Raw genomic sequence first — 26,843 nt, 5'->3', positions numbered from 1 at the left:
AAGGAGACCGCCCGTGGCACGCATCGGTGACGGAGGCGACCTGCTGAAGTGTTCCTTCTGCGGGAAGAGTCAGAAGCAGGTCAAGAAGCTGATCGCCGGTCCCGGCGTCTACATCTGTGACGAGTGCATCGACCTCTGCAACGAGATCATCGAGGAGGAGCTCTCCGAGGGCAGCGAGGTCAGCCTCGACGAGCTGCCGAAGCCGAAGGAGATCTTCGAGTTCCTCAACTCGTACGTGATCGGTCAGGAGCAGGCGAAGAAGTCGCTCGCCGTCGCGGTCTACAACCACTACAAGCGCGTCCAGGCCGGGCTCCAGCCGGGCTCGGCGGCCTCCGGCCCCGGCAAGCACTCCAAGGACGAGGTCGTCGAGGTGGCGAAGTCCAACATCCTCGTCATCGGCCCGACCGGCTGCGGCAAGACCTACCTCGCGCAGACGCTCGCCCGGATGCTCAACGTCCCGTTCGCGATCGCGGACGCCACCGCGCTGACGGAGGCGGGATACGTCGGCGAGGACGTCGAGAACATCCTCCTGAAGCTGATCCAGGCGGCCGACTACGACGTCAAGAAGGCCGAGACGGGCATCATCTACATCGACGAGATCGACAAGGTCGCCCGCAAGGCGGAGAACCCGTCGATCACCCGCGACGTCTCCGGTGAGGGCGTCCAGCAGGCCCTGCTGAAGATCATCGAGGGCACCACCGCCTCCGTCCCGCCGCAGGGCGGCCGCAAGCACCCGCACCAGGAGTTCATCCAGATCGACACGACGAACATCCTGTTCGTCGTCGGCGGCGCCTTCGCCGGCCTGGAGCACATCATCGAGCAGCGGGTCGGCAAGAAGACGCTGGGCTTCACGGCCGAGCCGCGCGGCCACGCGGAGAAGCAGGCCGAGGACCTGCTCAAGCTGGTCCGGCCCGAGGACCTGACCAAGTTCGGCCTGATCCCCGAGTTCATCGGCCGCCTCCCGCTGATCGCGAGCGTCAACAAGCTCGACCGCGAGGCGCTCGTCGAGATCCTCACCGAGCCGCGCAACGCGCTCGTGAAGCAGTACCAGAAGCTGTTCGAGCTCGACGGCGTCGACCTCGAGTTCACCGACGACGCCATCGCGGCGATCGCCGACAACGCCCTCGAGCGTGGCACCGGAGCGCGCGGGCTGCGCGCGATCATCGAGGAGGTCCTCCTCCAGGTGATGTACGACGTCCCGTCCCGCGAGGACGTCAGCAAGGTCGTGGTGACCCGTGAGGTCGTCTCGGGCGAGGCGGCCCCGACACTGGTGCCGCGCGAGTCGGAGGCGAAGAAGAAGAAGTCGGCCTGAGGCCGCCAACCTCCCTGTCCTGCCGAGGTGACTAGACCACCAGCGGTCTAGTCACTTCGGGTCATTTGTGCCGATTCGTTCGTGTTCGGCCGTCGCGGCACGGGAGGATGTGACTGTGTCACCCGTCCTGGTCTCGGCAGGGAGGCGGTCATGAGCTCACAGCACAAGGCGCCCCTCGCAGCCTTCTTCGTCGTCTCGATCGCGTGCATCGTGGTCGTGGTCAACGCGCTGCGCTCAGACGCTCTCGCCGGCCTCTTCGTGAGCCCCACGCAGGTCGTGGTCGCAGGCGCCCGACTCATCCCTGAGCCGCGCGACGTCCTCGCGACCGAGGCCAAGGTGGTGGCGCGGGCGTCCGCAGGGATCGCAGCGACGCCCGACGTCGTCGACCACGTCGTCGCGCAGACCGGGCGGGCCAAGCCCGCGACCCGGTCCACGCACGCCGTGCCGGCCGCTCCCGAGCCGAAGCGCCACCAGAGCCACCGCGCTCACCACGCCCCGATCGGCGCCACGGCACCGACCGCCACGCACGTGGTGGTCCCCGCGCCCCCGGTCGCCCCGGTGATCCCCGCTCCGCCGCAGATCCCGGCGGTCGTCTCGCACGGGCACGCCGGCGAGGTCCACGGTTGGCAGGCGCACGACACGCAGCCGACCACCGTGCCGCCGTACGCGCTGCCGGGGCACCAGAGCGACTCCGCGGGTTGGGGTCGCGGGCACCACGAGGGCCGCGGGCACGGCTCGCGGTGGCAGACGAGCAGGTACGACGCCCGCTCGACCCAGCGTGTCGACATCACCCAGGCCGGAAGCGGCGACGGCGTCGTGCCCGGCACCCGGTCCAACGGCTGGGCCAACGGCCGCGGCAACGGCTGGTCCAACGGCTGGTCGAACGGTTGGTCCAACGGCCGGTCGCACGGTCGCCAGCACTGACCCGCGAGACGTCAATCCCCACGGCCCGAGACGTCAATCCATCCGGCTCGAGACGTCAATCCACGCGGCTCGAGACGTCAATCCATCCGGTCCGAGACGTCAATCCATCCGGCTCGAGACGTCGATCCGTCAACTGCTCAGCTGACCGATTGACGTCTCGGGCCGTGGGGATTGACGTCTCGGGCCGTGGGGATTGACGTCTCGGCGGTCAGTCGGTCGCCGCGAGCTCGGCGTCGACCGTGAGCTCGGTGGCCGACTCGTCGGGCACGAAGGTCAGCTCGCCGGTGATACGGCTGCTCTGGCGCAGGTCGTCGGCGGCCAGCTCGGCCGCCCGGACCAGTGCCTCAGGGCCGGTGACGGTCGCCCGCGAGAGCGGGGCTCGCATGGAGACCTTCGCCTGGGACTTCACGCCACGCAGCCCGGTCAGAGCGGCCGCGACGGCGTCGAGGCTGCTCGGGTCGGCGGCAGCCGCGGAGCCGAGCTCGAGCTCGGTCGGCCACGAGGCGCGGTGGATGGAGGTCCACTCCGCGTCACTCCCCGCGTGTGCGGAGGGCCACCAGGACCAGACCTCCTCGGTGACGTACGGGAGGAACGGGGCGAGCAGCCGCAGCTGGGCGTTCAGGGCGATCGCCAGCGTCGCCTTGGCGGACGCCTTCGCCGAGCTCTCCTCGACGGCGTACGCGCGCTCCTTGACGAGCTCGACGTAGTCGTCGCAGAACTCCCAGAAGAACTTCTCCGTGGTCTCGAGTGCCGTCGTGTAGTCGTAGGCCTCGAACGCGTCGGTGGCCTTCTCGATGACGTCCTTGAGGCGCGCCAGCAGCGCGCAGTCGACCGGCTCGCTCACCTCGAACGTGTTCAGCTCGGTCGCCTCCACACCGTCGAGGACGAACTTCGACGCGTTGAGGACCTTCACCGCGAGGCGGCGACCGACCTTCATCTGGGTCTCGTCGAACGGCGAGTCCAGGCCGGGCCGTGCCATCGCCGCGCGCCAGCGCACCGCGTCGGCGCCGAACCGCTGCAGGATCTCGGTCGGCACGACGACGTTGCCCTTGGACTTCGACATCTTCTTGCGGTCGGGGTCCAGGATGAAGCCGGAGATCATCGCGTGGTGCCACGGCACCTCGCCGTTCTCGAAGTGGGCGCGTACGACGCGTGAGAACAGCCAGGTCCGGATGATGTCGTGCGCGTTGGTGCACAGGTCCATCGGGAAGACCCGGGAGAACAGGTCGTCGTCGCTGCCCCAGCCGGCGGCGATGTGCGGGGTGAGCGACGAGGTCGCCCAGGTGTCCATCACGTCGGGGTCGCCGATGAAGCCGCCGGGCTTGCCGCGCTGCTCCTCGCCGAACCCCTCGGGCGCGTCGGTGGAGGGGTCGATGGGCAGCTGCGCCTCGCTCGGCAGCAGCGGGCTCTCGTAGTCGGGCTCACCCTGCTCGTCGAGGCGATACCAGACGGGGAAGGGGATGCCGAAGAAGCGCTGCCGCGAGATCAGCCAGTCGCCGTTCAGGCCGCCGACCCAGTTGTCGTAGCGGTGCTTCATGTGGCCGGGGACCCAGGTGATCTGGTCGCCGGCCGCGACGAGCGTGTCGCGCAGGCCCGTGTCGCGGCCGCCGTTGGTGATGTACCACTGCCGCGTGGCGACGATCTCGAGCGGCTTGTCGCCCTTCTCGTAGAAGTTCGCCATCCGCTGGGTCGGGGTCGGCTCGCCCTCGAGGTCGCCGGACTCGCGCAGCTTGGCGACCACGGCCTCGCGAGCCGAGTGCGTCGTCTTCCCCTTGAGGTCCTCGTACGCCGCCGCGGCGACGTCGCTCGAGAGCCACTCGGGCGTCTCGCGGCTCATCCGCCCGTCGCGCCCGACGAGCGTGCGGACCGGCAGCTGCAGCTCGCGCCACCACATGACGTCGGTGAGGTCACCGAAGGTGCAGCACATCGCGATGCCGGCGCCCTTGTCGGGCTCGGCGGCCGGGTGGGCGAGCACCGGGACCTCGACGCCGAAGACCGGGCTGGTGACGGTGGTGCCGAACAGCCCGGCGTACCGCTCGTCGTCGGGGTGCGCGATGAGGGCGACGACGCTCGGGATCAGCTCCGGGCGGGTCGTCTCGATGTGGACGGGGGTGCCGTCAGGGCGGTGGAAGGCGACGCGGTGGTAGGCGCCGGGATACTCCCGCGCCTCGAGCTCCGCCTGGGCGACCGCCGTCTGGAACGTGACGTCCCAGAGCGTCGGCGCCTCCTGCAGGTAGGCCTCCCCGCGGGCGAGGTTGCGCAGGAAGGCGCGCTGGCTGACGGCCTGCGACTTCGTGCCGATCGTCGTGTAGGTCTGGTTCCAGTCGACCGAGAGGCCGACCGTGCGCCACAGCTCCTCGAAGACCTTCTCGTCCTCCTCGACGAGCTGCTCGCACAGCTCGATGAAGTTCGGCCGGCTGATCGGGACCTGCTTCTTCGGGTCCGGCTTCTCCGGCGGGGTGAAGTCGGCCTCGTAGGGCAGGCTCGGGTCGCAGCGGACGCCGAAGTAGTTCTGGACCCGGCGCTCGGTCGGCAGGCCGTTGTCGTCCCAGCCGATCGGGTAGAAGACGGTCTTGCCGCGCATCCGGTGGAAGCGGGCCACGACGTCGGGGTGGGTGTAGGAGAACACGTGACCCACGTGCAGGCTGCCGCTCACGGTCGGCGGGGGAGTGTCGATCGAGTAGACGTTCTCGCGCGGCTGGGTCCGGTCGAAGGCGTAGGTGTCCTCGGCCTTCCAGCGCTCGCCCCACTTGGCCTCCAGACCCTCGAGCGCAGGCTTCTCGGGTACGACGACGTTGCGCTGTGCGGTCGTCGTATCCGTGGTGCCCGCGAGGTCGGGCTGCGTCTGGTGGGTCTCGGTCATGCCCGAAATCCTAGGGCTCGCTCGTTCACGCGCGCGAAACCACGGGTTGTGGGTGCCATCGGCGACCAGTTCACGTGGGGCCGCACTCACAACCTCCGGCCTGTGGCACCTAAACTCGACAAGCCATGACCGAGACCCCCGCCGCCCGACCGGCCCAGACCTTCGCCGAGGCGGAGGACGCCCTCCTCTCCCGCTGGCCCGAGACCAAGCTCGAGCCGTCGCTCGACCGCATCCGGGCCTTCACCGAGATCCTCGGCGACCCGCAGCGCGCCTACCCGGTCATCCACCTGACCGGCACCAACGGCAAGACGTCCACGTCGCGGATGATCGACACCCTGCTGCGGGCTCTCGACCTGCGCACCGGGCGGTTCACCAGCCCGCACGTGGAGAAGATGAGCGAGCGGATCAGCATCGACGGCGAGCCGCTCTCCGACGAGGCGTTCGTCGAGGCGTTCAACGACGTCGCGCCCTACACGCACCTGGTCGACACCGAGCAGACCCACCCGCTCTCCTTCTTCGAGACGGTCGTCGGCATGGCCTACGCCAGGTTCGCCGAGGCGCCCGTCGACGTTGCGGTCGTCGAGGTCGGCATGGGCGGGTCCTGGGACGCCACGAACGTCGCCGACGGCGCGGTCGCCGTGGTGACGCCGATCTCGGTCGACCACACGCAGTACCTCGGCGACACTCCGGTGGCCATCGCCGTCGAGAAGGCCGGGATCATCAAGCCGGGTGCGATCGTCGTCGTCGCCGAGCAGCCCGACGACGTCCTCGCGATCCTCGAGGCCAGGGCCCAGGAGGTCGGCGCCACGATCGTGCGTGAGGGCGTCGACTTCGCCGTCGTCACGCGCACGCCCGCCGTGGGCGGTCAGGTCGTGACGCTCAAGGGCCTGCGGGCGACGTACGACGACATCTTCCTGCCGCTCTACGGCGCCCACCAGGCGCAGAACGCCGTCCTCGCGCTGGCGGCGGTCGAGGCGTTCACCGGGGCGGTCGGCGAGCAGGGCGAGGCGCTCGGCGACGAGATCGTCCGGGACGCCTTCGAGAAGGTCACCTCGCCCGGGCGGCTCGAGGTCGTCCGCCGCTCGCCCACCATCGTGCTCGACGCCGCGCACAACCCGCAGGGCGCCGAGGCCACCGCCGCGGCGCTCGAGGACTCCTTCTCGTTCTCGCCGCTCATCGGCGTCATCGGTGTGATGGGCGACAAGGACGTCGAGGGGGTGCTGGCCGCGTTCGAGCCGCACCTCGAGCACCTCGTCGTCACCCAGAGCTCCAGTGACCGCGCCATGCGCGCGAGCCGGCTGGCGGAGGCGGCCGTGCCGATCTACGGGGAGGACCGGGTCACCGTGGTCCCGAACCTGGCCGACGCCATCGACGCCGCCGCCGCCCTGGTCGAGGAGGGGACGGGGGACTCGCTGAGCTCCGGCGCGGTGCTGATCACCGGCTCCGTGGTCACCGTCGGCGAGGCCCGGGTGCTGCTGGGGGGCGTGAAGTGACCGCCGAGCGCGAGAAGTCGCCGCGCCGTGGCATGTGCGCGGCCGTGCTGGCGCTCGAGGCGATCACGCTCGGCCTGACGACCCCGGTCATGATCTCGATCTCCGACGTCTCGACGGGCACCGCGCTCACCGTCGGCCTCGGGCTGGTCGCCGCGTGCGTGCTCGTCGCCGGCCTGTTGCGCCGGCCGTGGGCCTACGCCCTCGGCTGGGCGATCCAGGTCGCCGCCGTCGCGCTGGGCTTCGTGGTCGGCATCATGTTCGTGCTCGGCGGCATCTTCGCCCTGCTGTGGAGCATGGCCGACCTGCTCGGCCGCCGGATCGACCGCGAGCGGGCCGCCGCCTTCGCGGTGTACGACGCCCAGCACGCCGACTCCTAGGACCACGGCCATCCGGGCGGCCGGATTCCGCCGAGGATCGGGTCGCTCGCTATGGTGCGCACCATGACCCAGCGCTCTCTCGTCCTCGTCAAGCCCGACGGTGTCCGCCGCGGACTCACCGGCGAGGTCATCCGTCGGATCGAGGCCAAGGGCTACACGCTGGTCGCCCTGGAGCTGCGCACCGCCACCCGCGAGATCCTCGCGCAGCACTACGCCGAGCACGAGGGCAAGCCGTTCTACGAGCCGCTCGTCGAGTTCATGTTGTCGGGGCCGGTCGCCGCGATGGTCATCGAGGGGGAGCGCGTCATCGAGGGGTTCCGCTCGCTGGGCGGCGCCACCGACCCGACGACGGCGGCGCCCGGCACGATCCGCGGCGACCTGGGCCGCGACTGGGGCCTGGCCGTGCAGCAGAACATCGTGCACGGCTCCGACGCCCCCGAGTCCGCCGAGCGCGAGATCGGGATCTGGTTCCCCGGTCTGTGAGCCTCACGCCTGCCGCGTGAGCATCAGGCCGGCCTGAGCATCAGGTACGACGACGGGTCGATCGCGCCGGTGTAGCCCCTGCCCGGCAGGCGCACCTCGAAGTGCAGGTGGCAGCCGTCCGGCGCGCCGGAGTCCGACGCGCGTGCGATGAGCTGTCCGCGCCTCACCCACTCGCCCGGCTGCACGTAGACCCGGCGCGCGTGCCCGATGAGGATGTCACGGACGTGCCCGCCGACGGCGGAGCGGATCCGGAACGGGTGGACGCCGTACGCCGGCCCGGGCCGCCCGGGGGCCGACGGGCTCAGGACGCGACCGCGCCGGCCGGCGTACAACGGCGTGCCGCAGGGCATCGCGACGTCGATCCCGTGGTGGAAGCCGCGGTGGTGCGCGCAGCGCGGGTCGGGGTCGTAGTACGGCGCGCGCGTGCAGCCGTACGGCACCATGATCCGCCGCGCGCCCGCGAACCATGGCGAGACGTAGCGGGTCCGGTCACGCGTGTAGAAGTGCCAGCGCGGGTCCGGCCTCGCATCGGCGGGCGAGACCGCGCCCGGCAGCAGGCCGACCACCAGGGCCAGCATCGTCATCCCGAGCAGGCGTCGCACCAGCCCAACGTACGGCGGTCGACGGCCCCTGGCCACCGCCGGCCGACCGTCGAGATCCGAGTCACATCAGCCACTCCAGTCTCGGCGTGCCTCACCCGAAACACGCTTCCGCCCACCTAGCCTCGACGTGGGCGCGGCCGTCCTGCCGTCCCACTCTTCCCCGAACCAACAGGACGCGGAGCTCACCCCATGGCGAACAGCTTCATCGGCCGCGACATGGCTGTCGACCTCGGCACCGCCAACACGCTCGTCTACGTGCGCGGCAAGGGCGTGCTGGTCGACGAGCCCAGCGTCGTCGCCCTCAACCAGTCGACCGGCGAGGTGCTCGCCGTCGGCCACGAGGCCAAGCGCATGCTGGGCCGGACCCCTGACAACATCACCGCCCTGCGCCCGCTCAAGGACGGCGTCATCGCCGACTTCGAGGCCACCGAGCAGATGCTGCGGTGGTTCATCCAGCAGGTGCACCGGCGCCGTTACTTCGCCAAGCCGCGCATGGTCATCTGCGTGCCCAGCGGCATCACCGCCGTCGAGCAGCGGGCCGTGAAGGAGGCCGGCTACCAGGCCGGTGCGCGCCGGGTCTACATCGTCGAGGAGCCGATGGCCGCCGCGATCGGCGCCGGGCTCCCCGTCCACCTGCCGACCGGCAACATGGTCGTCGACGTCGGCGGCGGCACCACCGAGGTCGCCGTCATCTCGCTCGGCGGCATCGTGACGTCGCTGTCGGTGCGGACGGCGGGCGACGACCTCGACAACGCGATCGTGCAGTGGATGAAGAAGGAGCACTCCCTCCTGCTGGGCGAGCGGACCGCCGAGGAGGTCAAGATGACCCTCGGCAACGCCTACCCGATGAGCAACGAGCCGGAGGCCGAGATCCGCGGCCGCGACCTGGTGTCGGGCCTGCCCCGCACCGTCACGCTGTCGAGCTCGGAGATCCGCAAGGCCCTCGAGGAGCCGATCCACGACATCGTGGACGCCGTCCGCGCCACGCTCGACCAGACCCCGCCGGAGCTCGCCGGCGACATCATGGACCGCGGCATCGTCCTCACCGGTGGCGGCGCCCTCCTGCGCGGGCTCGACGAGCGACTGCGCCACGAGACCGGCATGCCGGTGCACGTCGCCGACGCCCCGCTGACCAGCGTGGCGCTGGGCGCGGGGCGCTGCGTGGAGGAGTTCGAGGCGCTCCGCCAGGTCCTCGTCGCGGACCGCCGGGGGTACTGATGGTCCTTCTCATCCCCGAGCGTCTCAACCGGCGCGGCCGCCTCGAGCACCCCGAGCCCGGCGCGCCCAAGCGTCCGACGATCGTCGCGCTGCTGCTCGCGTGCGCGGTGCTGCTGGTGCTCGACCAGACCGGCCCGGCGCTGACGCCCGTGCGGCGGCTCCTCGGCGAGGTCTACGGCCCGCTGGAGTCCGCGACCAGCACCGTGGCCCGACCGGTCACCAGCGTCCCGGAGTGGTTCCACACCCAGGGTGCCCTGCGCGAGCGCATCGGCGGGCTCGAGTCCGACAACGCGGCGCTGCGCCAGCGGGTCGCCTCGGCGGGCTTCGACCGCAACAAGCTCGCGGAGTACGAAGGTCTCACGGCCGCCGCGCAGGACATCGGCTACGCCGTCGTACCCGCCCGCGTCGTCGCGTACGGCGCCAGCCAGTCGTTCTCCCGCACCGTCACCATCGACGCCGGCTCGACGGCCGGCATCGAGCCGGACATGACCGTCCTCAACGCGTCCGGCCTGGTCGGGCGTGTGCTCCGGGTGACCCGCTCGACGGCCACCGTCCTGCTGATCGCCGACGCCGACTCGGTCGTCGGCGGCCGCGTGGGCGACAGCATGGAGGTCGGCTTCGTGCACGGCGCCGGCGTCCTCGGGGGCTCGGGTCGCCTCGACCTCGAGCTGCTCGACCAGAGCGTCGTGCCGGCCAAGGGCGACACCGTCGTGACCTGGGGGAGCAGCAAGGGTGCGCCGTACGTCGCGGGCGTGCCGATCGGCGTCGTCGACTCGGTCTACTCGAGCGTGCGCGACTCGACCCAGCACGCGCGGATCACGCCGATGGTCGACTTCACCAGCCTCGACGTGGTCGGCGTCGCCGTGCCGAGCGGGACGAAGAGCGACCGAGCCGTCATCGACGCCGACGGGGAGCTGAAGTGACGCCCGCCCGCCTCGCGCTGACCGCCGCCCTGATCAGCCTCGCCGTGGTCCTCCAGGCCAGCGTGTTCGACGCGTTCGCGTGGCACGGGATCGTGCCCGACCTCGCCCTGCTCGTGGTCGTGGGCGCGGCCCTCGTGCGCGGCGGGGAGTTCGGCATGGTGACCGGCTTCGCGGCCGGCCTCGTGCTGGATCTCGCGCCACCCGCCGACCACCTGGCCGGCCGCTGGGCGCTCGCCCTCCTCGTCGTCGGGTACGTCGCCGGCCGCGTGCGTCAGGACGCCCGGCCCGGCACCGCGCCGACCGCCACCACCGTGATGGCGACCGTGGCGGCGTGCAGCTTCGTCGGCAGCAGCATCTACGCGCTGACCGGCATCGTGCTGCGCGACCCGGCCGTCGGTGTCGGCGAGCTGCTCCAGGTCATCGCGATCAGCATGGTCTGGGACGTCCTGCTCGCCCCGCTCGTGCTGCCGGCCGTGATGGCGGCGTTCCGGCGCCTCGAGCCAGCCCGGTGACCGCATGAGCGCCACCGCCAAGACCTCCCGCCTGCGGCTGATCGTGCTGCAGGCGCTCGTGTTCTCCCTCTTCGCGACGCTCCTCGCCCGGCTCTACTACCTGCAGGTCGTCACCGGCGACACCTACCACGCGAAGGCGGCGTCGCAGTCGGTCCGCGAGGTCGTCAAGCAGCCGGCCCGCGGGCTCATCGTCGACGACATGGGTCGCCCGCTGGTGACCAACCGCAAGGCATGGGTCGTCGAGATCGACAAGAACGTGCTCGCCCAGCTCGGCTCGAGCGACCGCGCCGAGCTCGTCGCGCGCGTCGCCAAGGCGACCAAGGTGGCTGTCGCGGACATCGAGGGGACGCTCGCCGACTGGAACGGCTCGCGCTACCAGCCGGTGCCGATCGCGTCGGACGTGCCCGAGAAGGTGGCGCTCGCGATCCTCGAGCAGCCGGAGGACTACCCGGCGGTCGTCGCCGAGCAGCAGTCGGTGCGCGCCTACCCGCAGCCTTTCGGCGTCAACCTCGCCCACGTCCTCGGCTACCTGAGCCCGGTCACGCAGGACGAGTACGACACCGCCACCAAGCAGCACGACCCCTCGCTCAACGCCACCTCGGCCGTCGGCCGCGCCGGCGTCGAGAAGGAGTACGACGAGTGGCTGCGGGGCCTGCCCGGGCACACCTCCGTCGCGGTCGACTCCCTCGGGCGTCCGCTCGGCGGCGGCGACAGCGTGGCGGCCCAGCCGGGCGACACGCTCGTGACCAGCATCGACGCGAAGGTCCAGGGCGTCGTCGAGCAGCAGCTGCACGACGCGATCACGACGGCGCGCAAGACACTCGACCCGGTCACGCACAAGAACTACGTCGCCGACTCCGGGGCGGCCATCGTCATGGAGGCGAGGACCGGCCGGATCGTGGCGATGGCCAGCCAGCCGACGTACGACCCCTCGGTGTGGGTCGGCGGCATCACCAAGAAGCAGCTGAAGGCGCTCTACTCCGACGCCGGGGGCAACCCGCTGCTGGCCCGCGCGACGCAGGGGCAGTTCGCGCCCGGCTCGACGTGGAAGCCGATCATGACGTCGGGGGCGATCACCGGCGGGATGCCGACCGACACGACGCTGGGCTGCACGAGCGGACTGCAGATCGGCAACCGCTGGTTCAAGAACTACGAGTCCGAGTCCTACGGCAACATCACGTTCGCGCGCGCGCTCGAGGTCTCCTGCGACACGTTCTTCTACCGCGTCGGCCTGCACTTCTGGAACAAGTACGGCTCCGACCCGGCGAACGCGAAGGCGAAGGACCCGCTGGCCGCCGCCGCGAAGTCGTTCGGCTTCGGCAGCCAGACGGGCATCGACCTCCCCGGCGAGGCGAGCGGCCGCGTGGGCGACCGCCGCTGGCGGGCGGCGTACTACGACGCGATGAAGGGCTACTACTGCAAGCTCGACAAGTCGGGGAAGGCCGACTCGGCGTTCCTCAAGAAGTTCGCCCACGAGTTCTGCTTGGAGGGCGACTACTTCCGTCAGGGCGACGCGGCCAACTTCACGATCGGTCAGGGCGACACGATGGTCACCCCGCTGCAGCTCGCCCGGGCGTACGCCGCGATCTCGAACGGCGGCACCCTCTACGAGCCCACCGTCGGCAAGGCGGTCGTGGCGGAGGACGGCACGGTCATCAAGAAGATCGGGCCGACGGTCGAGCGGCACGTGAAGGTCTCGAAGAAGGCGCTCGCGTACGTCAACCAGGCGCTGCTCGGCACGCCGAAGGTCGGCACGCTGGCCTGGAAGTTCAACGGCTTCCCCCTCGACCAGGTCAAGGTCCGCGGCAAGACCGGCTCCGCCGAGGTCGAGAACAAGCAGTCGACGTCCTGGGTCGCCACGTTCGACGGCAACTACGTCGTGGTCATGATGGTCACCCAGGGCGGCACGGGGTCCGGCACCGCCGGTGAGCCCGTGCGGCACATCTGGGAGTCGCTCTACGGGATCACCGACGGGAAGGTGCACCCGAAGGACGCCGCCATCCCCGGCACCACCGAGCCCAAGGGCCTGCCCACGTTCGCCGACGACGGCGCGATCCTCCCACCGACGACGAAGGGGGCGGGTCAGTGAGCGCACGCCGGATCGACTGGCTGCTGCTGGGAGCGGTCGCCCTCCTGGCGACCGCCTCGTGCCTGCTCGTCTGGTCGGCCACGTCGCACCGCACCGCGCTGACCGGCGGCGACGGCGGCCTCTTCCTGCGCAAGCAGCTCGTCAACGTCGTCATCGGGGTCGTGCTCATGGCGGTCGTGTGGGCGACCGACCACCGCTGGATCCGGATCGTGACGCCGCTGGTGTACGTCGGCTCGATCGGCGGCCTGGTGCTGGTGCTGACGAACGGCATGACGATCAACGGCTCGAAGTCGTGGATCGACGTCGGCGGGATGTCCCTGCAGCCCTCGGAGTTCGCCAAGCTGGCCGTGGTCATCGGCATGGCCCTGGTGCTGGCCGAGCGGACCGAGGGCCGCTGGCGCGCCCGCGTCGGCCGGGGCGACGTCGTCGCGATGCTGCTCGTCGCCGCGCTGCCGACGCTGCTCATCGTGATGCAGCCCGACCTCGGCACGACCCTCGTGCTGTCGGCGACCGTCTTCGGGGTGCTCGCCGCCGCCGGTACGCCGCGGCGCTGGCTCGGCCTGCTCGCCGTCGGCGCCGTGACCGCGGCCGTCGCGGCGGTCTCCGCCGGCGTCCTCAAGGCCTACCAGATCGACCGCTTCGGGGCCTTCATGAACCCCGCCCTCGACCCGAAGGGCGCCGGCTACAACGTCCAGCAGGCGCGTATCGCGATCGGCAACGGCGGACTGTTCGGTCAAGGGCTGTTCCACGGTTCGACGACCCAGTCGGGCTTCGTGCCCGAGCAGCACACGGACTTCGTCTTCACGGTGGCCGGCGAGGAGCTGGGGCTGGTCGGGGCCGGGCTCCTGGTGGCGCTGCTGGGCGTCGTGCTGTGGCGGGCGCTGCGCATCGCGGCGCGCACCGACGACCTCTTCGGCCGCGTCGCCGCGGCGGGGATCGCCTGCTGGTTCGGCTTCCAGGCGTTCCAGAACATCGGGATGTGCCTGGGGATCATGCCGGTGACCGGCGTACCCCTGCCGTTCCTGTCGTACGGCGGCAGCTCGATGTTCGCCTCCCTGCTGGCCGTCGGCCTGCTCCAGAACATCCACGGCCGGTCGGTCGCCGTCGCCGAGCGCCGCCTCGTCGACTCCCCGGGCTTGCTCGCCGTGCGATAGCTCCGCCGTGCGTTAACCCGGGCGCACTACATTGGCACTCGATGAACAGCACACCGGATCCTGACCCGACCCTCGTCCGCGAGCCGGAGCCCGCGCCCGGTGAGTACACCCATCAGCAGATCGTCCGGATCATCGGCGGGCTCATGCTGGCGATGTTCCTGGGCGCCCTCGACCAGACGATCGTGTCGACCTCGATCAGGACGATCGCCGACGACCTGCACGGGCTGTCGGCGCAGGCGTGGGTGACGACCGCCTACCTGATCACCTCGACGATCACGACGCCGATCTACGGCAAGCTCGGCGACCTGTACGGCCGCAAGAAGCTGTTCATGTTCGCGATCACGGTCTTCATCATCGGGTCCGCGCTGTGCTCGTTCGCCACCTCGATGTACCAGCTCGCTGCCTTCCGCGCCTTCCAGGGCCTGGGCGCCGGCGGCCTGTTCACGCTCGTGCTCGCCATCATCGGCGACATCGTCTCGCCGCGTGAGCGGGCCAGGTACACCGGCTACTTCATGGCGACCTTCGGCGCCTCGAGCGTGCTCGGCCCCGTCGTCGGAGGCCTGCTCGCCGGCACCGACACGATCCTCGGCATCACCGGCTGGCGCTGGGTGTTCCTCGTCAACGTGCCGATCGGGATCGTTGCGCTCGTGGTGATCTTCCGGACCCTGCACGTCCACCACGTCAGGCGGCCCTCCCGGATCGACTGGATGGGCGCGCTCGCGCTGTGCCTGTGCCTGGTGCCGCTGCTCACCGTGCTCGAGCAGGGCCGCGGGTGGGGCTGGAGCTCGCCCCGGTCGGTCACCTGCTTCGTCCTCGCCGCCCTCGGCCTGGTGCTGTTCGTCGCGGCCGAGGCCTACATGCGAGACGCCGCGCTGATCCCGCTCTCGCTCTTCAGGATCCGACCGGCGGCGATCACCATCGTGGCCAGCGTGATCGTCGGCATGGGCATGTTCGGCGCCATGATGCTGCTGCCGCTCTACATGCAGATCGTTCACGGCGCGACGCCCACCCAGTCCGGCTTCCTGATGCTGCCGATGGTCGCCGGGCTGATGTCCGCCTCGGTGACGTCGGGGCGGATCATCTCGCGGACCGGCAGGACGCGGACGTTCCCGATCGTCGGCTCCGCGCTGATGGCGGTCGGCATGTTCGCCCTGACGACGATCTCGGCCGACACCCACCTGTGGATCGTGATGCTGATGATGCTGGTCGTCGGCTACGGCGTCGGCAACTGCATGCAGCCGCTGGTGCTCACGGTGCAGTCGTCGGTGCCGCCCAGCTCGATCGGCGTGGCGACCTCGGCGGCGACGTTCTTCCGGCAGATCGGCGGCACCATCGGCGTCGCCGTCTTCCTCTCGATGCTCTTCGGCGGGGTCGGCGCCGACATCTCGCACGCCTTCGACGACGCCAAGCCCCAGATCGCGGCGCTCGCGCAGGATCCGTCCTACCAGCCCACCGCTGTCGACCGCAGGGTCCTGGCCGGCGACAGGTCGGTCTTCGCCGAGGTGCAGGACGACTCCTCGATCATCGACCAGATGAGCCCCGTGCTCGCGCACCCGTTCAAGGCCGGCTTCGCGGACTCGATCTCGTCGGTGTTCTGGGTGTCGGGCAGCCTCGGCGTCCTCGCCTTCGGAGTGCTGCTGCTCATGCCCGAGGTGGAGCTGCGCCAGCAGTCGGCCTCGGCGGCGGCCGCCGCCGAGCGAGCACGGAGCGAGGCGGGGGAGTAGCCCCGGCCGGAGCCGGTGGAATCGGCTGTCGGCGCCCTGCCGACGTACCCTGATCGCTATGTCCGGCGAGTCTGTCTTCCCCCGTCTCGAGCCGCACCTCGGTCGCGTCACCAAGCCGATCCAGTACGTCGGCGGCGAGCTGAACTCGACCGTCAAGGACTGGGAGTCGGCCGACGTCCGGTGGGCGCTCATGTATCCCGACGCCTACGAGGTCGGCCTGCCCAACCAGGGCGTCGCGATCCTCTACGAGGTGCTCAACGAGCGCGACGGCTTCCTCGCGGAGCGGACGTACGCCGTCTGGCCGGACCTCGAGAAGATCATGCGCGAGGAGTCGATCCCGCAGTTCACCGTCGACGCCCACCGGCCGGTGCGCGACTTCGACGTCTTCGGCGTGAGCTTCTCGACCGAGCTCGGCTACACGAACATGCTGAACGCGATCGACCTCGCGGGCATCCCCCTGCACGCCGCGGACCGCGGTGACGACGACCCGATCGTGCTCGCCGGAGGGCACGCGGCCTTCAACCCCGAGCCGATCGCGGACTTCATCGACGCGGCCGTCCTCGGCGACGGCGAGGAGGTCGTGCTCGCGATCTCCGAGGTCGTCCGCGAGTGGAAGCAGGAGCGCAGCCGTCCCGGCGGAGAGCACCTCAACAGGGACGAGCTGCTGCGCCGGCTCGCGGTGTCCGGCGGGGTCTACGTCCCGCGGTTCTACGACGTCACGTACGCCGCCGACGGCGCGATCGAGGCCGTCGTGCCCAACCGTCCGGGCATTCCGTGGCGCGTCCGCAAGCACACGCTCATGGACCTCGACGCGTGGCCCTACCCGGCCAAGCCGTTGGTGCCGCTCGCCGAGACCGTCCACGAGCGGTTCTCCGTGGAGATCTTCCGGGGCTGCACCCGCGGCTGCCGCTTCTGCCAGGCGGGCATGATCACCCGGCCGGTGCGCGAGCGGTCCATCAACACCATCGGCGCGATGGTCGAGAACGGCATCCGCAAGTCCGGCTTCGAGGAGGTCGGCCTGCTCTCGCTGTCGAGCGCCGACCACACCGAGATCGGCGAGATCGCGTCGGGCCTCGCCGACCGCTACGAGGGCTCCAACATCTCGCTGTCGCTGCCCTCGACCCGGGTGGACGCGTTCAACATCACGCTCGCCAACGAGTTCTCCCGCAACGGGCGCCGCTCCGGCCTCACCTTCGCTCCCGAGGGTGGCAGCGAGCGGATGCGCAAGGTCATCAACAAGATGGTGACCGAGGAGGACCTCATCCGCACCGTCGCGACGGCGTACTCGCACGGGTGGCGGCAGGTGAAGCTCTACTTCATGTGCGGCCTGCCGACCGAGACCGACGAGGACGTCCTCGCGATCGCCGACCTGGCGAAGAAGGTCATCGCGAAGGGCCGCGAGGTCTCCGGCCGCAACGACATCCGCTGCACCGTCTCGATCGGCGGGTTCGTGCCGAAGGCGCACACGCCGTTCCAGTGGGCGGGCCAGCTCGACCACGACACGACCGACGAGCGGCTCGCCAAGCTCCGCAAGGAGGTGCAGTCGGACAAGCGGTTCGGCCGCGCGATCGGCTTCCGCTACCACGACGGCAAGCCCGGCACGGTCGAGGGACTGCTCTCGCGCGGTGACCGGCGGGTCGGCCGCATCCTCGAGGAGGTGTGGCGCGACGGCGGCCGCTTCGACGGCTGGAGCGAGCACTTCTCCTACGACCGCTGGATGTCCTCCGCGGCTCGCGCGCTCGAAGGGACGGGCGTCGACGTCGACTGGTACACGACGCGTGAGCGGGCCTACGACGAGATCCTGCCGTGGGACCACCTCGACTCCGGCCTCGACAAGGACTGGCTGTGGGCCGACTGGGAGGACGCGCTCGCGGCCGCCGACGGCGAGGACATCGAGATCGAGGACTGTCGCTGGACGCCCTGCTACGACTGCGGGGTGTGCCCGGAGATGGGCACGGAGATCCAGATCGGCCCCACGGGTCAGAAGCTGCTGCCGCTCTCGGTGGTCTGAGTCCCGGCCCGGACGTCATACGAGCTGGTCGTCCTGGCAGCCACCTCGTATGACGTCCCAGCGCCCCGGGACCCGGACGGCGGGGTTCTCGATGGACGACGCCCGACGCGTCAGACGGCGGTCCGCGCGGGGTCGCGCAGCTGGTCCTCGACGTAGACCGGCCGGCCGCACATCAGGCCGACGACGGTCTGCGGCACGCAGACGACGATCAGCACGCACAGCGGCCAGGTCCAGCCGCCGGTGTGCTCGTGGATGAGCCCGATGGCGAACGGTCCGATGCCGGCGATCAGGTAGCCGACGGACTGCGCGACGCTGGAGAGGGCGGCGGTGCCGGCCGGCGTGCGCGAGCGCAGGTTGATGAGGACCAGCACCAGTGGGAAGACGACGGTGCCGGCCCCGATGAGCAGGGCGGCGGGGATCGCGAGCCTGTGCGGGTCGATGAGCAGGGCGGCGTAGCCGATCGGGTAGCAGATCATGAAGCAGAGCAGGATCCGTCGCGGGCGTGCGCTGCGCGCCAGTGCGACCGGGGCCCACAGCGACAGCGGGATCGAGGTCGCGGCGACGAGGCCGACCAGGAGCCCGGCCGCGGTGGCGGAGAAGCCCGCGTCGCGCCACATGGTGGCGAACCAGCCGAAGACGACGTACGCCTGCAAGGACTGCAGCCCGAAGAAGACGATCATCGACACGCCGATCGGCGTCCGGAGGACCTCGAGGAAGCCGACCGTGTGCGGGCTGGGGTCGATGGCGTGGTCGTGCGCGACCATCGGCAGCCACGGGATGGCCGCGATCACCGCGACCAGTGCCCAGATCCCGAGTCCGGTGCGCCAGCCGCCGCCGGCGTGGGAGATCGGGACGGTCAGCATCAGCGCCAGGGTCAGGCCGACCGCGAGCATCGTCGTGTAGAGGGCGGTGACCTGGCCGACCCGGTCCGGGAAGTGCAGCTTCACCAGTGAGGGGAGCAGCACGTTGGCGAGCGCCATGCCGGCGAGCGCGAGCATCGAGAGCAGGAGGAAGACGGGCTCCTCGTCGGCCAGGGAGCGGCCGAGCAGGCCGATCGCCACCGCGAAGAGGCTGAGCAGCGTGACCCGGTGGACGCCGTACCTCCGGGCGAGCAGCGGGGCGATCGCTCCGAACAGCGCGAACGCGAGGACGGGCAGGGAGGTCAGCAGGCTCACCCCGCCCGCGCCCATGTGCAGGCCGTCGCGCACCTCTTCGAGGACGGGACCCACGCTGACGGCCGTCGGCCGCAGGTTGACGGCCAGCAGCAGGATGGCTGCCAGCACGATGACGGACGAACGGCGGATCACCAGGCGATCCTGCCACCGGGCTCGCCCGCGGCGGCACCGGGTATTGCGGAATCGGCGCCAGACGTGACGGCGGCCTAGCCTCTTCCCGTGCGACAGCAGCCCGAGCAGCAAGCCCCGCCGGTCCAGCGACTGCGGATCCGCTATGCCAAGCGCGGCCGGCTCCGCTTCACCAGCCACCGCGACTTCTCCCGAGCCTTCGAGCGCGCGCTGGTGCGGGTGCGGCTGCCGATGGCCTACTCCAGCGGCTTCAACCCGCACCCGCGGATCTCGTACGCAGGTGCGGCGCCCACGGGCGCGGCGAGCGAGGCGGAGTACGTCGAGATCGGCCTGGCCGAGATCGTCGAGCCGGCCGCGGTGCACGAGGCGCTCGCCGAGGCGCTGCCCGACGGGCTCGACGTCCTCGAGGTGGTCGAGTCGGCCGGGGGCTCGCTCGCCGACAGGCTCGAGGCCAGTTCGTGGCTGATCGACCTGGTGACGCCGTACGACGAGACGTCGGGCGCTGTCGCAGCCTTCCTCGGCGCCGACGAGGTGCTCGTCGAGCGGATGACCAAGAAGGGGATGCGCGAGTTCGACTGCCGCGGTGCGGTCGTCTCGCTCGAGGCCGAGCCTGCGGACCCTGCAGGGTCCGGCAGCCGGCTGCGGCTGCTGCTGCGGCACAGCGTGCCGGCCGTACGCCCCGACGACGTGATCATGGGGCTGACGAGTGTGGGTGGCCTGAAGGTCGGCCCCGAGTTCGGCGGCCTGCCGCTGCTCACGCGGCTCGCGCAGGGCCCGTTCGACGAGGCCACCGCGACGATCGGCGACCCGCTGCGCTGACCGGCGCGGGTGCGTCCGCGCGGCGCGCATCGCTGATTCTGGGGAGTGATGTGCGATACTCGCCTCGGTCGGCTGATTGTGCCGGTGCTTGCGCCGCACGGTGACCGACTCGACGAATCATCCGTCAGGCTGAGCTCCCATCCAGGGAGCGCCGGTCGGACACGGTGACGAAACTCCTCGTCCCAACGCCGCGACGCGGCCCTCAGGTCGGTGACAGCGACCCTGGCGGGCAAGCGACCGCGGCAGGCGTGAGGCAGGTGACGTCATTGACGCGTACGCGGGACGACTCGCCGCCCTGACAAGCTTTTGCGTCGGTCGATGACCCGCAGGTGGTCGACCGACGTCGGACCTGTCCGCCGCGTGGAGTGGCGGGCTGAGGAGCATCACATGGCCGACGACATCAACGTCGAGAACACCGACCAGACCGCCGACGGCACCGCCGGAGCCGGCCCCGCCAAGAAGGCGGCCGCGAAGCGCACCGCCGCCAAGAAGGCGACCACGGCGCCCGCCAAGAAGGCGACCGCGGCCAAGACCGCCGCCAAGAAGGCGACCGCGGCCAAGACGACCGCGAAGAAGGCCCCCGCCAAGCGGGCCGCCAAGAAGGCGGCTCCCGCCGACGAGGCGCTGCCGCTCGAGCAGCTCGGCGAGCCCGCAGCCCCCGCGGAGGTCGAGGCCGAGGCGCCAGCGAAGAAGACCGCCGCGAAGCGGACCGCGAAGAAGGCCGCCACCAAGACCACGACGCGCAGGACCGCGGCCAAGAAGGCGGCCGAGGCGCCCGCCGACACCGACGAGACCGCGTCCGCGACCCAGGCCGAGGCTGTGGCTGATGAGGTCGCCACGCCGGGCGCCCCGGCCGTGCTCTTCCAGTCGCCTGAGGCGACTCCCGCGCCGCGCAAGCGTGCACCCCGCAAGACCGCCGCCAAGAAGGCCGCCGCCAAGCCCGTCGACGAGCAGAGCCCCGTCGAGGAGGAGACCCCCGACGAGGTGGACGAGACCGAGACGCTCGAGGCCGTCGAGGCGGCCGAGCAGGCCGCCGAGACTGAGACGACCGACGAGCAGGACGCTGGCGAGGAGTCCGACGAGGGCACGCCCGCCCGTCGCCGCCGCCGCCGTGGCGGCCGTCGTCGCCGCAAGTCGGGCGGGAACGGCGAGGAGACCGCCGAGTCCGAGGACGAGGAGGAGGAGACCGCCGACGAGTCCGAGGACACCGAGGAGGCCGAGCAGGCCGCCGAGGGCGGGTCCTCGCGCCGTCGCCGCCGTCGCCGCCGCTCCGGCGACAGCGGGGGAGACGACGACGACAACCCGCCGAACACGGTGACCCGGGTCCGCGAGACCAAGCCCCTCGACCAGCAGATCACCGCCGTGTCGGGCTCCACCCGCCTCGAGGCGAAGAAGCAGCGTCGCCGCGAGGGTCGCGAGGCCGGCCGCCGCCGTGCGCCGATCGTGAGCGAGGCCGAGTTCCTGGCCCGCCGCGAGTCGGTCGAGCGCGTCATGGTCATCCGCCAGCGCGACGACCTCACGCAGATCGGCGTGCTCGAGGACAAGGTGCTCGTCGAGCACTACGTCGCCCGCGAGTCGCAGACCTCGCTGATCGGCAACGTCTACCTCGGCCGCGTCCAGAACGTCCTGCCGTCGATGGAGGCCGCCTTCATCGACATCGGCAAGGGCCGCAACGCCGTGCTGTACGCCGGTGAGGTCAACTGGGCCGCGCTCGGCCACAAGGACGGCCAGCAGCGCAAGATCGAGTCGGTCCTCAGCAGCGGCCAGACGGTGCTGGTGCAGGTCACCAAGGACCCGATCGGTCACAAGGGCGCCCGGCTCACCTCGCAGATCTCGCTGGCCGGCCGCTTCCTCGTCTACGTGCCCGACGGCACCACGAGCGGCATCTCGCGCAAGCTGCCCGACACCGAGCGCAACCGGCTCAAGTCGCTCCTCAAGGAGATCGTCCCCGACACGGCCGGCGTCATCGTGCGCACCGCGGCGGAGGGCGCCAGCGAGGAGGAGCTCACCCGCGACGTCGAGCGTCTCAAGGCCCGCTGGGAGGACATCGAGGCCAAGGCCGCCAACAAGAGCGCCAACGCCCAGCTCCTGTACGGCGAGCCGGACCTCACGCTCAAGGTCGTCCGCGACCTCTTCACCGAGGACTTCGCCAAGCTGGTCGTCCAGGGCGAGGACGCCTGGAACACCGTCAAGGGGTACGTCGACAACGTGGCGCCCGACCTGTCGGACCGCGTCGAGCGCTACGAGCCGGCGTCCGGCAAGGACCTCTTCGCGACGTACCGCGTCGACGAGCAGATCGCCAAGGGTCTCGATCGCAAGGTCTGGCTGCCTTCCGGCGGCTCGCTGATCATCGACCGGACCGAGGCGATGACCGTCGTCGACGTCAACACCGGCAAGTTCACCGGGTCGGGTGGCAACCTCGAGGAGACCGTCACCAAGAACAACCTCGAGGCTGCCGAGGAGATCGTCCGCCAGCTCCGGCTGCGCGACATCGGCGGCATCATCGTCGTGGACTTCATCGACATGGTGCTCGAGTCCAACCGTGACCTGGTGCTGCGACGACTGGTCGAGTGCCTGGGCCGTGACCGGACCCGTCACCAGGTCGCCGAGGTCACCTCGCTCGGCCTGGTGCAGATGACCCGCAAGCGGATCGGCACCGGCCTGGTCGAGGCGTTCTCCGAGAACTGCCCCCACTGCCAGGGCCGTGGCGTCATCATCCACGACCAGCCGGTCGAGTCCGGTGGCTCGGGCGTCATCGCTCCGGAGGAGGGCAGCGGTCGCCGCGGCCGTCGTCGGAGCGGCCGTGGCCGAGGCGGAGACGAGAGCGTCGAGACCCCGAAGCCTGCCGTCCCGTCGCCCAAGGACATCGCCCAGCTGCCGCGCCACGAGGCGGACGAGCTGGTCGACCTGGACGAGGCCGCCGAGGCCTCGGACGCGACCGACACCGACGTCGAGGTCACGCCGGCCGCGGCTGCCGAGGTCGAGGCGGCCGCTGAGGCGGTCGTCGGGGGCACGGACGCGACCGGGCCGGCCGCCGTCGAGGAGCTCGTCGACGAGGCGGTCGAGGTGGACAGCCCGGCCGAGACGCCGGCGGAGGCCCCTGCCGAGCCCGAGGTCGAGGAGAAGGCCGCGGAGCCCGTCGACGAGGCGCCCAAGGTCATCACCCGCACCCGGAGCCGACGCGGCGCGAGCCGTCCGGTCGTCTCGACCGGCGCAGGCGCCGTCGTCGAGGCGGTCGCCGAGCCGACCGAGACCGTCGCGCCGGTCGCGACCCCGGAGGCTCCCGAGCCGCCGAAGGTCGTCACCCGCACCCGCAGGGGGGCGAGCCGCGAGGTCGTGCACACCGGCGCGAACGCCGTACCCGCCACGGCGGTGACGGCGGACGGCGTCGAGCCGGCCGGTGAGGACGAGCACATCGAGCACGTGCCGATCAAGAAGAAGGGCGCTCGCAAGCGCTGAGCACGACCGGCCCCGGTGCCTCGTGGTTTTGCGCGGGTCACCGGGGATCCGTAGTATTGACCCTCGGTGTTCGACGACCCGTTCGATGGGCACCGATCGCCGGCATCCACCCCCGCACTGCATCGGGGTCAGGCGTGCCGCGACCCAGACTCAACGCTTGCAGGATGAAGGAGACCGCGGTGTACGCGATCGTGAAGGCTGGTAGCACCCAGCAGAAGGTTGCCGTCGGCGACGTCATCGAGATCGACCAGATCGCGACGGGCGTCGGCGAGTCCGTCACGCTCCCCGTGGTCCTCGTCGTGGACGGCGAGAAGGTCACCTCGACCGGTCTCGCCAAGTCCTCCGTCACCGCCGAGGTCCTCGGCGGCACGAAGGGCCCCAAGATCATCATCCAGAAGTACAAGAACAAGACCGGCTACAAGAAGCGCCAGGGTCACCGTCAGAAGTACACCCAGGTCAAGGTCACCGCGATCAACGCCTGATCGGGCTCCCTGATCAGCTGACGGCACTCACGAAGGACTGAAGAGATGGCACACAAGAAGGGCGCCGCGTCCACCAAGAACGGTCGCGACTCCAACTCCCAGCGCCTCGGCGTGAAGCGCTTCGGCGGCCAGGTCGTCAACGCGGGCGAGATCATCGTCCGCCAGCGCGGCACGCACTTCCACCCGGGCGTCAACGTCGGCCGCGGTGGCGACGACACGCTGTTCGCTCTGGCCGCCGGTGCGGTCGAGTTCGGCACCCGGCGTGGTCGCCGGGTCGTCAACATCGTCGTCGAGTAACCAGTCTCGACCTCTGAACAGCCTGTCAGGCCCGGCACACGCGGAACTGCTCCGTGGGTGCCGGGCCTGACGTGCTTGTCACGAGGCTCGACACCGGCTTCCCGACAGAAAGAATGGTTCCCATGGCAGTGCCCACCTTCGTCGACCGCGTGCGTCTGCACGTCCGTGCAGGACGCGGCGGCAACGGCGTCGCGTCGGTGCACCGTGAGAAGTTCAAGCCGCTCGGCGGCCCGGACGGCGGCAACGGCGGCCCCGGCGGCTCCGTGATCCTGCGCGTCGACCCCGACGTGACGACGCTCATCGACTACCACCACAGCCCGAAGCGCTCCGCGACCAACGGCGCCCAGGGAGCCGGTGCCCACCGCAACGGCGCCCACGGCGCCGACCTGATCCTTCCCGTGCCCGACGGCACGGTCGTCACCGACGCCCAGGGCAACCAGCTCGCCGACATGGTCGGCCCCGGCACCGAGCTCGTGGTCGCCGAGGGCGGCCGGGGTGGGCTCGGCAACGCGGCACTCGCCAGCGCCAAGCGCAAGGCGCCCGGCTTCGCGCTGCTCGGCGAGCCCGGCGAGGAGCTGGAGATCGGCCTGGAGCTGAAGGTCGTCGCCGACATCGGCCTGGTCGGCTTCCCCAGCGCCGGCAAGTCCTCGCTCATCGCGTCGATCTCGCGGGCGCGGCCGAAGATCGCCGACTACCCGTTCACCACGCTCGTGCCCAACCTCGGTGTCGTCCGCGCCGGGGACACCACGTTCACCGTCGCCGACGTGCCCGGCCTCATCGAGGGCGCGTCCGACGGTCGCGGTCTGGGACACGAGTTCCTGCGCCACATCGAGCGCTGCGCGGCGATCGTCCACGTCGTCGACACCGCCTCGATCGAGCCGGGTCGCAACCCGGTCGACGACCTGGAGATCATCGAGCGCGAGCTCGCCCGCTACGGCGGCCTCGAGGACCGGCCGCGTCTGGTGGCGCTCAACAAGGTCGACGTACCCGACGGGCGCGACCTCGCCGACATCACCCGCGAGGACATCGAGGCCGAGGGCTACCGCGTCTTCCCGATCTCCGCCGCCAGCGGCGAGGGCACCCGCGAGCTGATCTTCGCGATGGCCGAGATCGTCGCCGCCGCCCGCGCCGAGAAGCCGGCCGTCGAGGCCAAGCGCATCGTGCTGCGGCCGCCGAGCGCCGACGGCGGGGACTCGTTCACGATCACCCGGACGACGGACGGGTTCGTCGTACGCGGCGCCAAGCCCGAGCGCTGGGTGCGGCAGACCGACTTCGGCAACGAGGAGGCCGTTGGCTACCTCGCCGACCGGCTCAACCGCCTGGGCATCGAGATCCGCCTCGTCAAGATGGGCGCGCAGGAGGGCGACACCGTCATCATCGGCTCGCCCGAGGACTCGGTGGTCTTCGACTTCCGACCCTCCATCGAGGCCGGAGCCGAGATGCTCGGCCGACGCGGCGAGGACCAGCGCTTCGACGAGTCGCGCCCGGCCGCCCAGCGTCGCCGGGCGATCGACGAGGCGATGGACGACCGCGCGGAGGGCGAGACGCGTGCCGACGTGGCCCGTCGGCTCGACAAGCCGGCCGGTCCCGTCTCCTACGAGATCGGCTCGGAGGACGACCCGGACTTCTTCGACCTGTCCGAGAACGACCCCGACGCATGAGGGCGCAGGTCGTCGACGCGAAGCGGATCGTCGTCAAGGTCGGGTCGTCGTCGCTGACGACGGCCGCGGGCGGCATCGACCCTGACCGGGTCAGCGCGCTCGTCGACGTCCTCGCCGAGGCTCGCAAGCGCGGCGCCGAGGTCGTGCTCGTCTCGTCGGGCGCGATCGCGGCCGGACTGGCGCCGTTGGGGCTGAAGAAGCGCCCGAAGGCGCTCGCCGCCCAGCAGGCAGCCGCCAGTGTCGGCCAGGGTCTCCTGGTCCATCGCTACACCGAGGAGCTCGCCCGGCACGGCGTCACTGCCGGGCAGGTGCTGCTCACGGTCGACGACGTCACCCGTCGCAGCCACTACCGCAACGCGCTGGCGACCTTCGCGAAGCTGCTCGACCTCGGCGTGCTGCCCATCGTCAACGAGAACGACACGGTGGCGACCTCGGAGATCCGGTTCGGCGACAACGACCGGCTCGCGGCGCTCGTCGCCCACCTCGTCCACGCCGACCTGCTAGTGCTGCTCAGCGACGTCGACGGGCTGTACGACGCTCCGCCGTCCTCGCCGGGCGCCACGCGGATCGGAGATGTCATGGCCCTCGAGGAGCTGGCGGGGGTGCAGGTCGGCAAGACCGGGGCCGCGGGCGTCGGCACCGGGGGCATGGTCACCAAGCTGGAGGCCGCGCGCATCGCCGTCGAGGCCGGCATCCCGGTCGTGCTGACCGCCGCGGACCACGCCGGTGCCGCGCTGGCCGGCGAGGACACCGGCACGTTGTTCCACGCCACGGGCCGACGCCAGCGCACTCGGCTGCTGTGGCTCGCCCACGCGACCGAGCCGGCCGGCTCGGTCACGCTCGACGCCGGGGCCGTCCGCGCGCTGACGCAGCGCGGCGCATCCCTGCTCGCCGCCGGCGTCACCGGTGCGCACGGCCGCTTCCACGCCGGCGACCCGGTCGACCTCGTCGGTCCGGACGGTGCCGTGGTGGCACGGGGCCTCGTCGCGTACGACGCCGAGGAGATCCCCCAGCTCGTCGGCCGGTCCAGCAAGGACCTCGAGGCCGACCTCGGGCCGGCGTACGGGCGTGAGGTCGTGCACCGCGACGACCTGGTCCTGCTCTGATCTTGCCCAGTCGGCGCATCCTCGCACTCT

The 26,843-nt window shown here is 71.0% G+C and carries 21 protein-coding genes; 18 read left to right on the top strand and 3 right to left on the bottom strand.

Annotated features, from left to right (window positions below; all coding sequences use genetic code 11):
- Positions 1 to 13: 13 nt before the first annotated feature.
- Complete coding sequence (clpX, locus tag ABD205_RS12665) at positions 14 to 1,312, top strand: ATP-dependent Clp protease ATP-binding subunit ClpX (RefSeq protein ID WP_344045194.1); 1,299 nt, start codon at positions 14 to 16, stop codon at positions 1,310 to 1,312.
- Positions 1,313 to 1,462: 150 nt separating this feature from the next.
- The gene (locus ABD205_RS12660; protein WP_344045193.1) at positions 1,463 to 2,236 is read left to right on the top strand and encodes a hypothetical protein; all 774 of its coding nucleotides are present in this window, start codon (positions 1,463 to 1,465) and stop codon (positions 2,234 to 2,236) included.
- A gap of 208 nt (positions 2,237 to 2,444) precedes the next feature.
- Here the strand turns inward: ABD205_RS12660 and valS are convergent, their stop codons facing one another.
- The gene (valS, locus tag ABD205_RS12655) at positions 2,445 to 5,099 is read right to left on the bottom strand and encodes a valine--tRNA ligase (RefSeq protein ID WP_344045192.1); all 2,655 of its coding nucleotides are present in this window, start codon (positions 5,097 to 5,099) and stop codon (positions 2,445 to 2,447) included.
- A 125-nt stretch (positions 5,100 to 5,224) separates the two neighbouring features.
- Here valS and ABD205_RS12650 point away from each other — a divergent pair, with 125 nt between their 5' ends.
- The 3 genes from ABD205_RS12650 to ndk all read left to right on the top strand — a co-directional run bounded on the left by ABD205_RS12650 (position 5,225) and on the right by ndk (position 7,452).
- On the top strand, positions 5,225 to 6,592 hold the full coding sequence (locus ABD205_RS12650; RefSeq protein WP_344045191.1) for a bifunctional folylpolyglutamate synthase/dihydrofolate synthase: 1,368 nt from the start codon (positions 5,225 to 5,227) through the stop codon (positions 6,590 to 6,592).
- Entirely contained in the window at positions 6,589 to 6,969 is a 381-nt protein-coding gene (locus ABD205_RS12645) for a DUF4233 domain-containing protein (RefSeq protein ID WP_344045190.1), read from the top strand. The genes ABD205_RS12650 and ABD205_RS12645 overlap by 4 nt, the downstream gene beginning before the upstream one ends.
- 63 nt (positions 6,970 to 7,032) lie before the next feature.
- Positions 7,033 to 7,452, top strand: coding sequence for a nucleoside-diphosphate kinase (ndk, locus tag ABD205_RS12640; protein WP_344045189.1), 420 nt, complete (start codon positions 7,033 to 7,035; stop codon positions 7,450 to 7,452).
- A 23-nt stretch (positions 7,453 to 7,475) separates the two neighbouring features.
- Here the strand turns inward: ndk and ABD205_RS12635 are convergent, their stop codons facing one another.
- On the bottom strand, positions 7,476 to 8,054 hold the full coding sequence (locus tag ABD205_RS12635) for a M23 family metallopeptidase (RefSeq protein WP_344045188.1): 579 nt from the start codon (positions 8,052 to 8,054) through the stop codon (positions 7,476 to 7,478).
- A 189-nt stretch (positions 8,055 to 8,243) separates the two neighbouring features.
- Between ABD205_RS12635 and ABD205_RS12630 the strand changes: the two genes are divergently transcribed.
- From ABD205_RS12630 to ABD205_RS12600, 7 genes are read left to right on the top strand one after another with little or no spacing between them, the layout of a single operon-like run.
- Positions 8,244 to 9,272 carry a rod shape-determining protein gene (locus ABD205_RS12630; RefSeq protein ID WP_344045187.1) on the top strand — a complete coding sequence of 343 codons (1,029 nt, stop codon included), beginning with the start codon at positions 8,244 to 8,246 and terminating at the stop codon, positions 9,270 to 9,272.
- Positions 9,272 to 10,195 (top strand): rod shape-determining protein MreC, encoded by a 924-nt coding sequence (gene mreC / locus ABD205_RS12625; RefSeq protein ID WP_344045186.1) that lies wholly within the window; start codon positions 9,272 to 9,274, stop codon positions 10,193 to 10,195. The genes ABD205_RS12630 and mreC overlap by 1 nt, the downstream gene beginning before the upstream one ends.
- Complete coding sequence (gene mreD / locus ABD205_RS12620) at positions 10,192 to 10,707, top strand: rod shape-determining protein MreD (protein WP_344045185.1); 516 nt, start codon at positions 10,192 to 10,194, stop codon at positions 10,705 to 10,707. Before mreC ends, mreD begins: the two co-directional genes overlap by 4 nt.
- Positions 10,708 to 10,711: 4 nt before the next feature.
- Positions 10,712 to 12,796 (top strand): penicillin-binding protein 2, encoded by a 2,085-nt coding sequence (mrdA, locus tag ABD205_RS12615; protein ID WP_344045184.1) that lies wholly within the window; start codon positions 10,712 to 10,714, stop codon positions 12,794 to 12,796.
- The gene (gene rodA / locus ABD205_RS12610; protein ID WP_344045183.1) at positions 12,793 to 13,950 is read left to right on the top strand and encodes a rod shape-determining protein RodA; all 1,158 of its coding nucleotides are present in this window, start codon (positions 12,793 to 12,795) and stop codon (positions 13,948 to 13,950) included. Before mrdA ends, rodA begins: the two co-directional genes overlap by 4 nt.
- A gap of 41 nt (positions 13,951 to 13,991) precedes the next feature.
- Positions 13,992 to 15,674 carry an MDR family MFS transporter gene (locus tag ABD205_RS12605; RefSeq protein WP_344045182.1) on the top strand — a complete coding sequence of 561 codons (1,683 nt, stop codon included), beginning with the start codon at positions 13,992 to 13,994 and terminating at the stop codon, positions 15,672 to 15,674.
- 58 nt (positions 15,675 to 15,732) lie between these two features.
- A complete protein-coding gene (locus tag ABD205_RS12600) occupies positions 15,733 to 17,685 on the top strand; it encodes a TIGR03960 family B12-binding radical SAM protein (RefSeq protein ID WP_344045181.1) in 1,953 nt (650 codons plus the stop codon).
- A gap of 110 nt (positions 17,686 to 17,795) precedes the next feature.
- On the opposite strand, the gene ABD205_RS12595 is transcribed toward ABD205_RS12600, so the two are convergent.
- Positions 17,796 to 18,992, bottom strand: coding sequence for a CynX/NimT family MFS transporter (locus ABD205_RS12595; RefSeq protein WP_344045180.1), 1,197 nt, complete (start codon positions 18,990 to 18,992; stop codon positions 17,796 to 17,798).
- A gap of 87 nt (positions 18,993 to 19,079) precedes the next feature.
- Between ABD205_RS12595 and ABD205_RS12590 the strand changes: the two genes are divergently transcribed.
- The 6 genes from ABD205_RS12590 (at position 19,080) to proB (ending at position 26,813) form a co-directional block, all read left to right on the top strand.
- Complete coding sequence (locus ABD205_RS12590; protein ID WP_344045179.1) at positions 19,080 to 19,808, top strand: TIGR03936 family radical SAM-associated protein; 729 nt, start codon at positions 19,080 to 19,082, stop codon at positions 19,806 to 19,808.
- Positions 19,809 to 20,195: 387 nt separating this feature from the next.
- Positions 20,196 to 23,267, top strand: coding sequence for an Rne/Rng family ribonuclease (locus ABD205_RS12585; RefSeq protein WP_344045178.1), 3,072 nt, complete (start codon positions 20,196 to 20,198; stop codon positions 23,265 to 23,267).
- A 179-nt stretch (positions 23,268 to 23,446) separates the two neighbouring features.
- Positions 23,447 to 23,749 (top strand): 50S ribosomal protein L21, encoded by a 303-nt coding sequence (gene rplU / locus ABD205_RS12580; protein ID WP_344045888.1) that lies wholly within the window; start codon positions 23,447 to 23,449, stop codon positions 23,747 to 23,749.
- A gap of 45 nt (positions 23,750 to 23,794) precedes the next feature.
- Complete coding sequence (gene rpmA / locus ABD205_RS12575) at positions 23,795 to 24,046, top strand: 50S ribosomal protein L27 (protein WP_344045177.1); 252 nt, start codon at positions 23,795 to 23,797, stop codon at positions 24,044 to 24,046.
- Between the two features lie 122 nt (positions 24,047 to 24,168).
- Positions 24,169 to 25,707 (top strand): GTPase ObgE, encoded by a 1,539-nt coding sequence (gene obgE / locus ABD205_RS12570; RefSeq protein ID WP_344045176.1) that lies wholly within the window; start codon positions 24,169 to 24,171, stop codon positions 25,705 to 25,707.
- Entirely contained in the window at positions 25,704 to 26,813 is a 1,110-nt protein-coding gene (proB, locus tag ABD205_RS12565) for a glutamate 5-kinase (protein ID WP_344045175.1), read from the top strand. Before obgE ends, proB begins: the two co-directional genes overlap by 4 nt.
- The last annotated feature ends 30 nt before the right edge of the window (positions 26,814 to 26,843 follow it).

The organism is Nocardioides panacihumi (genome assembly GCF_039530925.1).
Lineage (GTDB): Bacteria > Actinomycetota > Actinomycetes > Propionibacteriales > Nocardioidaceae > Nocardioides > Nocardioides panacihumi.
This window is presented reverse-complemented; position numbering and strand designations above follow the sequence as displayed.

Coding starts and splice junctions, on each gene's coding strand:
- valS (WP_344045192.1), bottom strand. CDS start 5,099: ATGACCGAGACCCACCAGACGCAGCCCGACCTCGCGGGCACCACGGAT.
- obgE (WP_344045176.1), top strand. CDS start 24,169: ATGGCAGTGCCCACCTTCGTCGACCGCGTGCGTCTGCACGTCCGTGCA.
- ABD205_RS12650 (WP_344045191.1), top strand. CDS start 5,225: ATGACCGAGACCCCCGCCGCCCGACCGGCCCAGACCTTCGCCGAGGCG.
- mreC (WP_344045186.1), top strand. CDS start 9,272: ATGGTCCTTCTCATCCCCGAGCGTCTCAACCGGCGCGGCCGCCTCGAG.
- ABD205_RS12600 (WP_344045181.1), top strand. CDS start 15,733: ATGTCCGGCGAGTCTGTCTTCCCCCGTCTCGAGCCGCACCTCGGTCGC.
- ndk (WP_344045189.1), top strand. CDS start 7,033: ATGACCCAGCGCTCTCTCGTCCTCGTCAAGCCCGACGGTGTCCGCCGC.
- mrdA (WP_344045184.1), top strand. CDS start 10,712: ATGAGCGCCACCGCCAAGACCTCCCGCCTGCGGCTGATCGTGCTGCAG.
- proB (WP_344045175.1), top strand. CDS start 25,704: ATGAGGGCGCAGGTCGTCGACGCGAAGCGGATCGTCGTCAAGGTCGGG.
- ABD205_RS12585 (WP_344045178.1), top strand. CDS start 20,196: ATGGCCGACGACATCAACGTCGAGAACACCGACCAGACCGCCGACGGC.
- rpmA (WP_344045177.1), top strand. CDS start 23,795: ATGGCACACAAGAAGGGCGCCGCGTCCACCAAGAACGGTCGCGACTCC.
- ABD205_RS12660 (WP_344045193.1), top strand. CDS start 1,463: ATGAGCTCACAGCACAAGGCGCCCCTCGCAGCCTTCTTCGTCGTCTCG.
- ABD205_RS12630 (WP_344045187.1), top strand. CDS start 8,244: ATGGCGAACAGCTTCATCGGCCGCGACATGGCTGTCGACCTCGGCACC.
- ABD205_RS12605 (WP_344045182.1), top strand. CDS start 13,992: ATGAACAGCACACCGGATCCTGACCCGACCCTCGTCCGCGAGCCGGAG.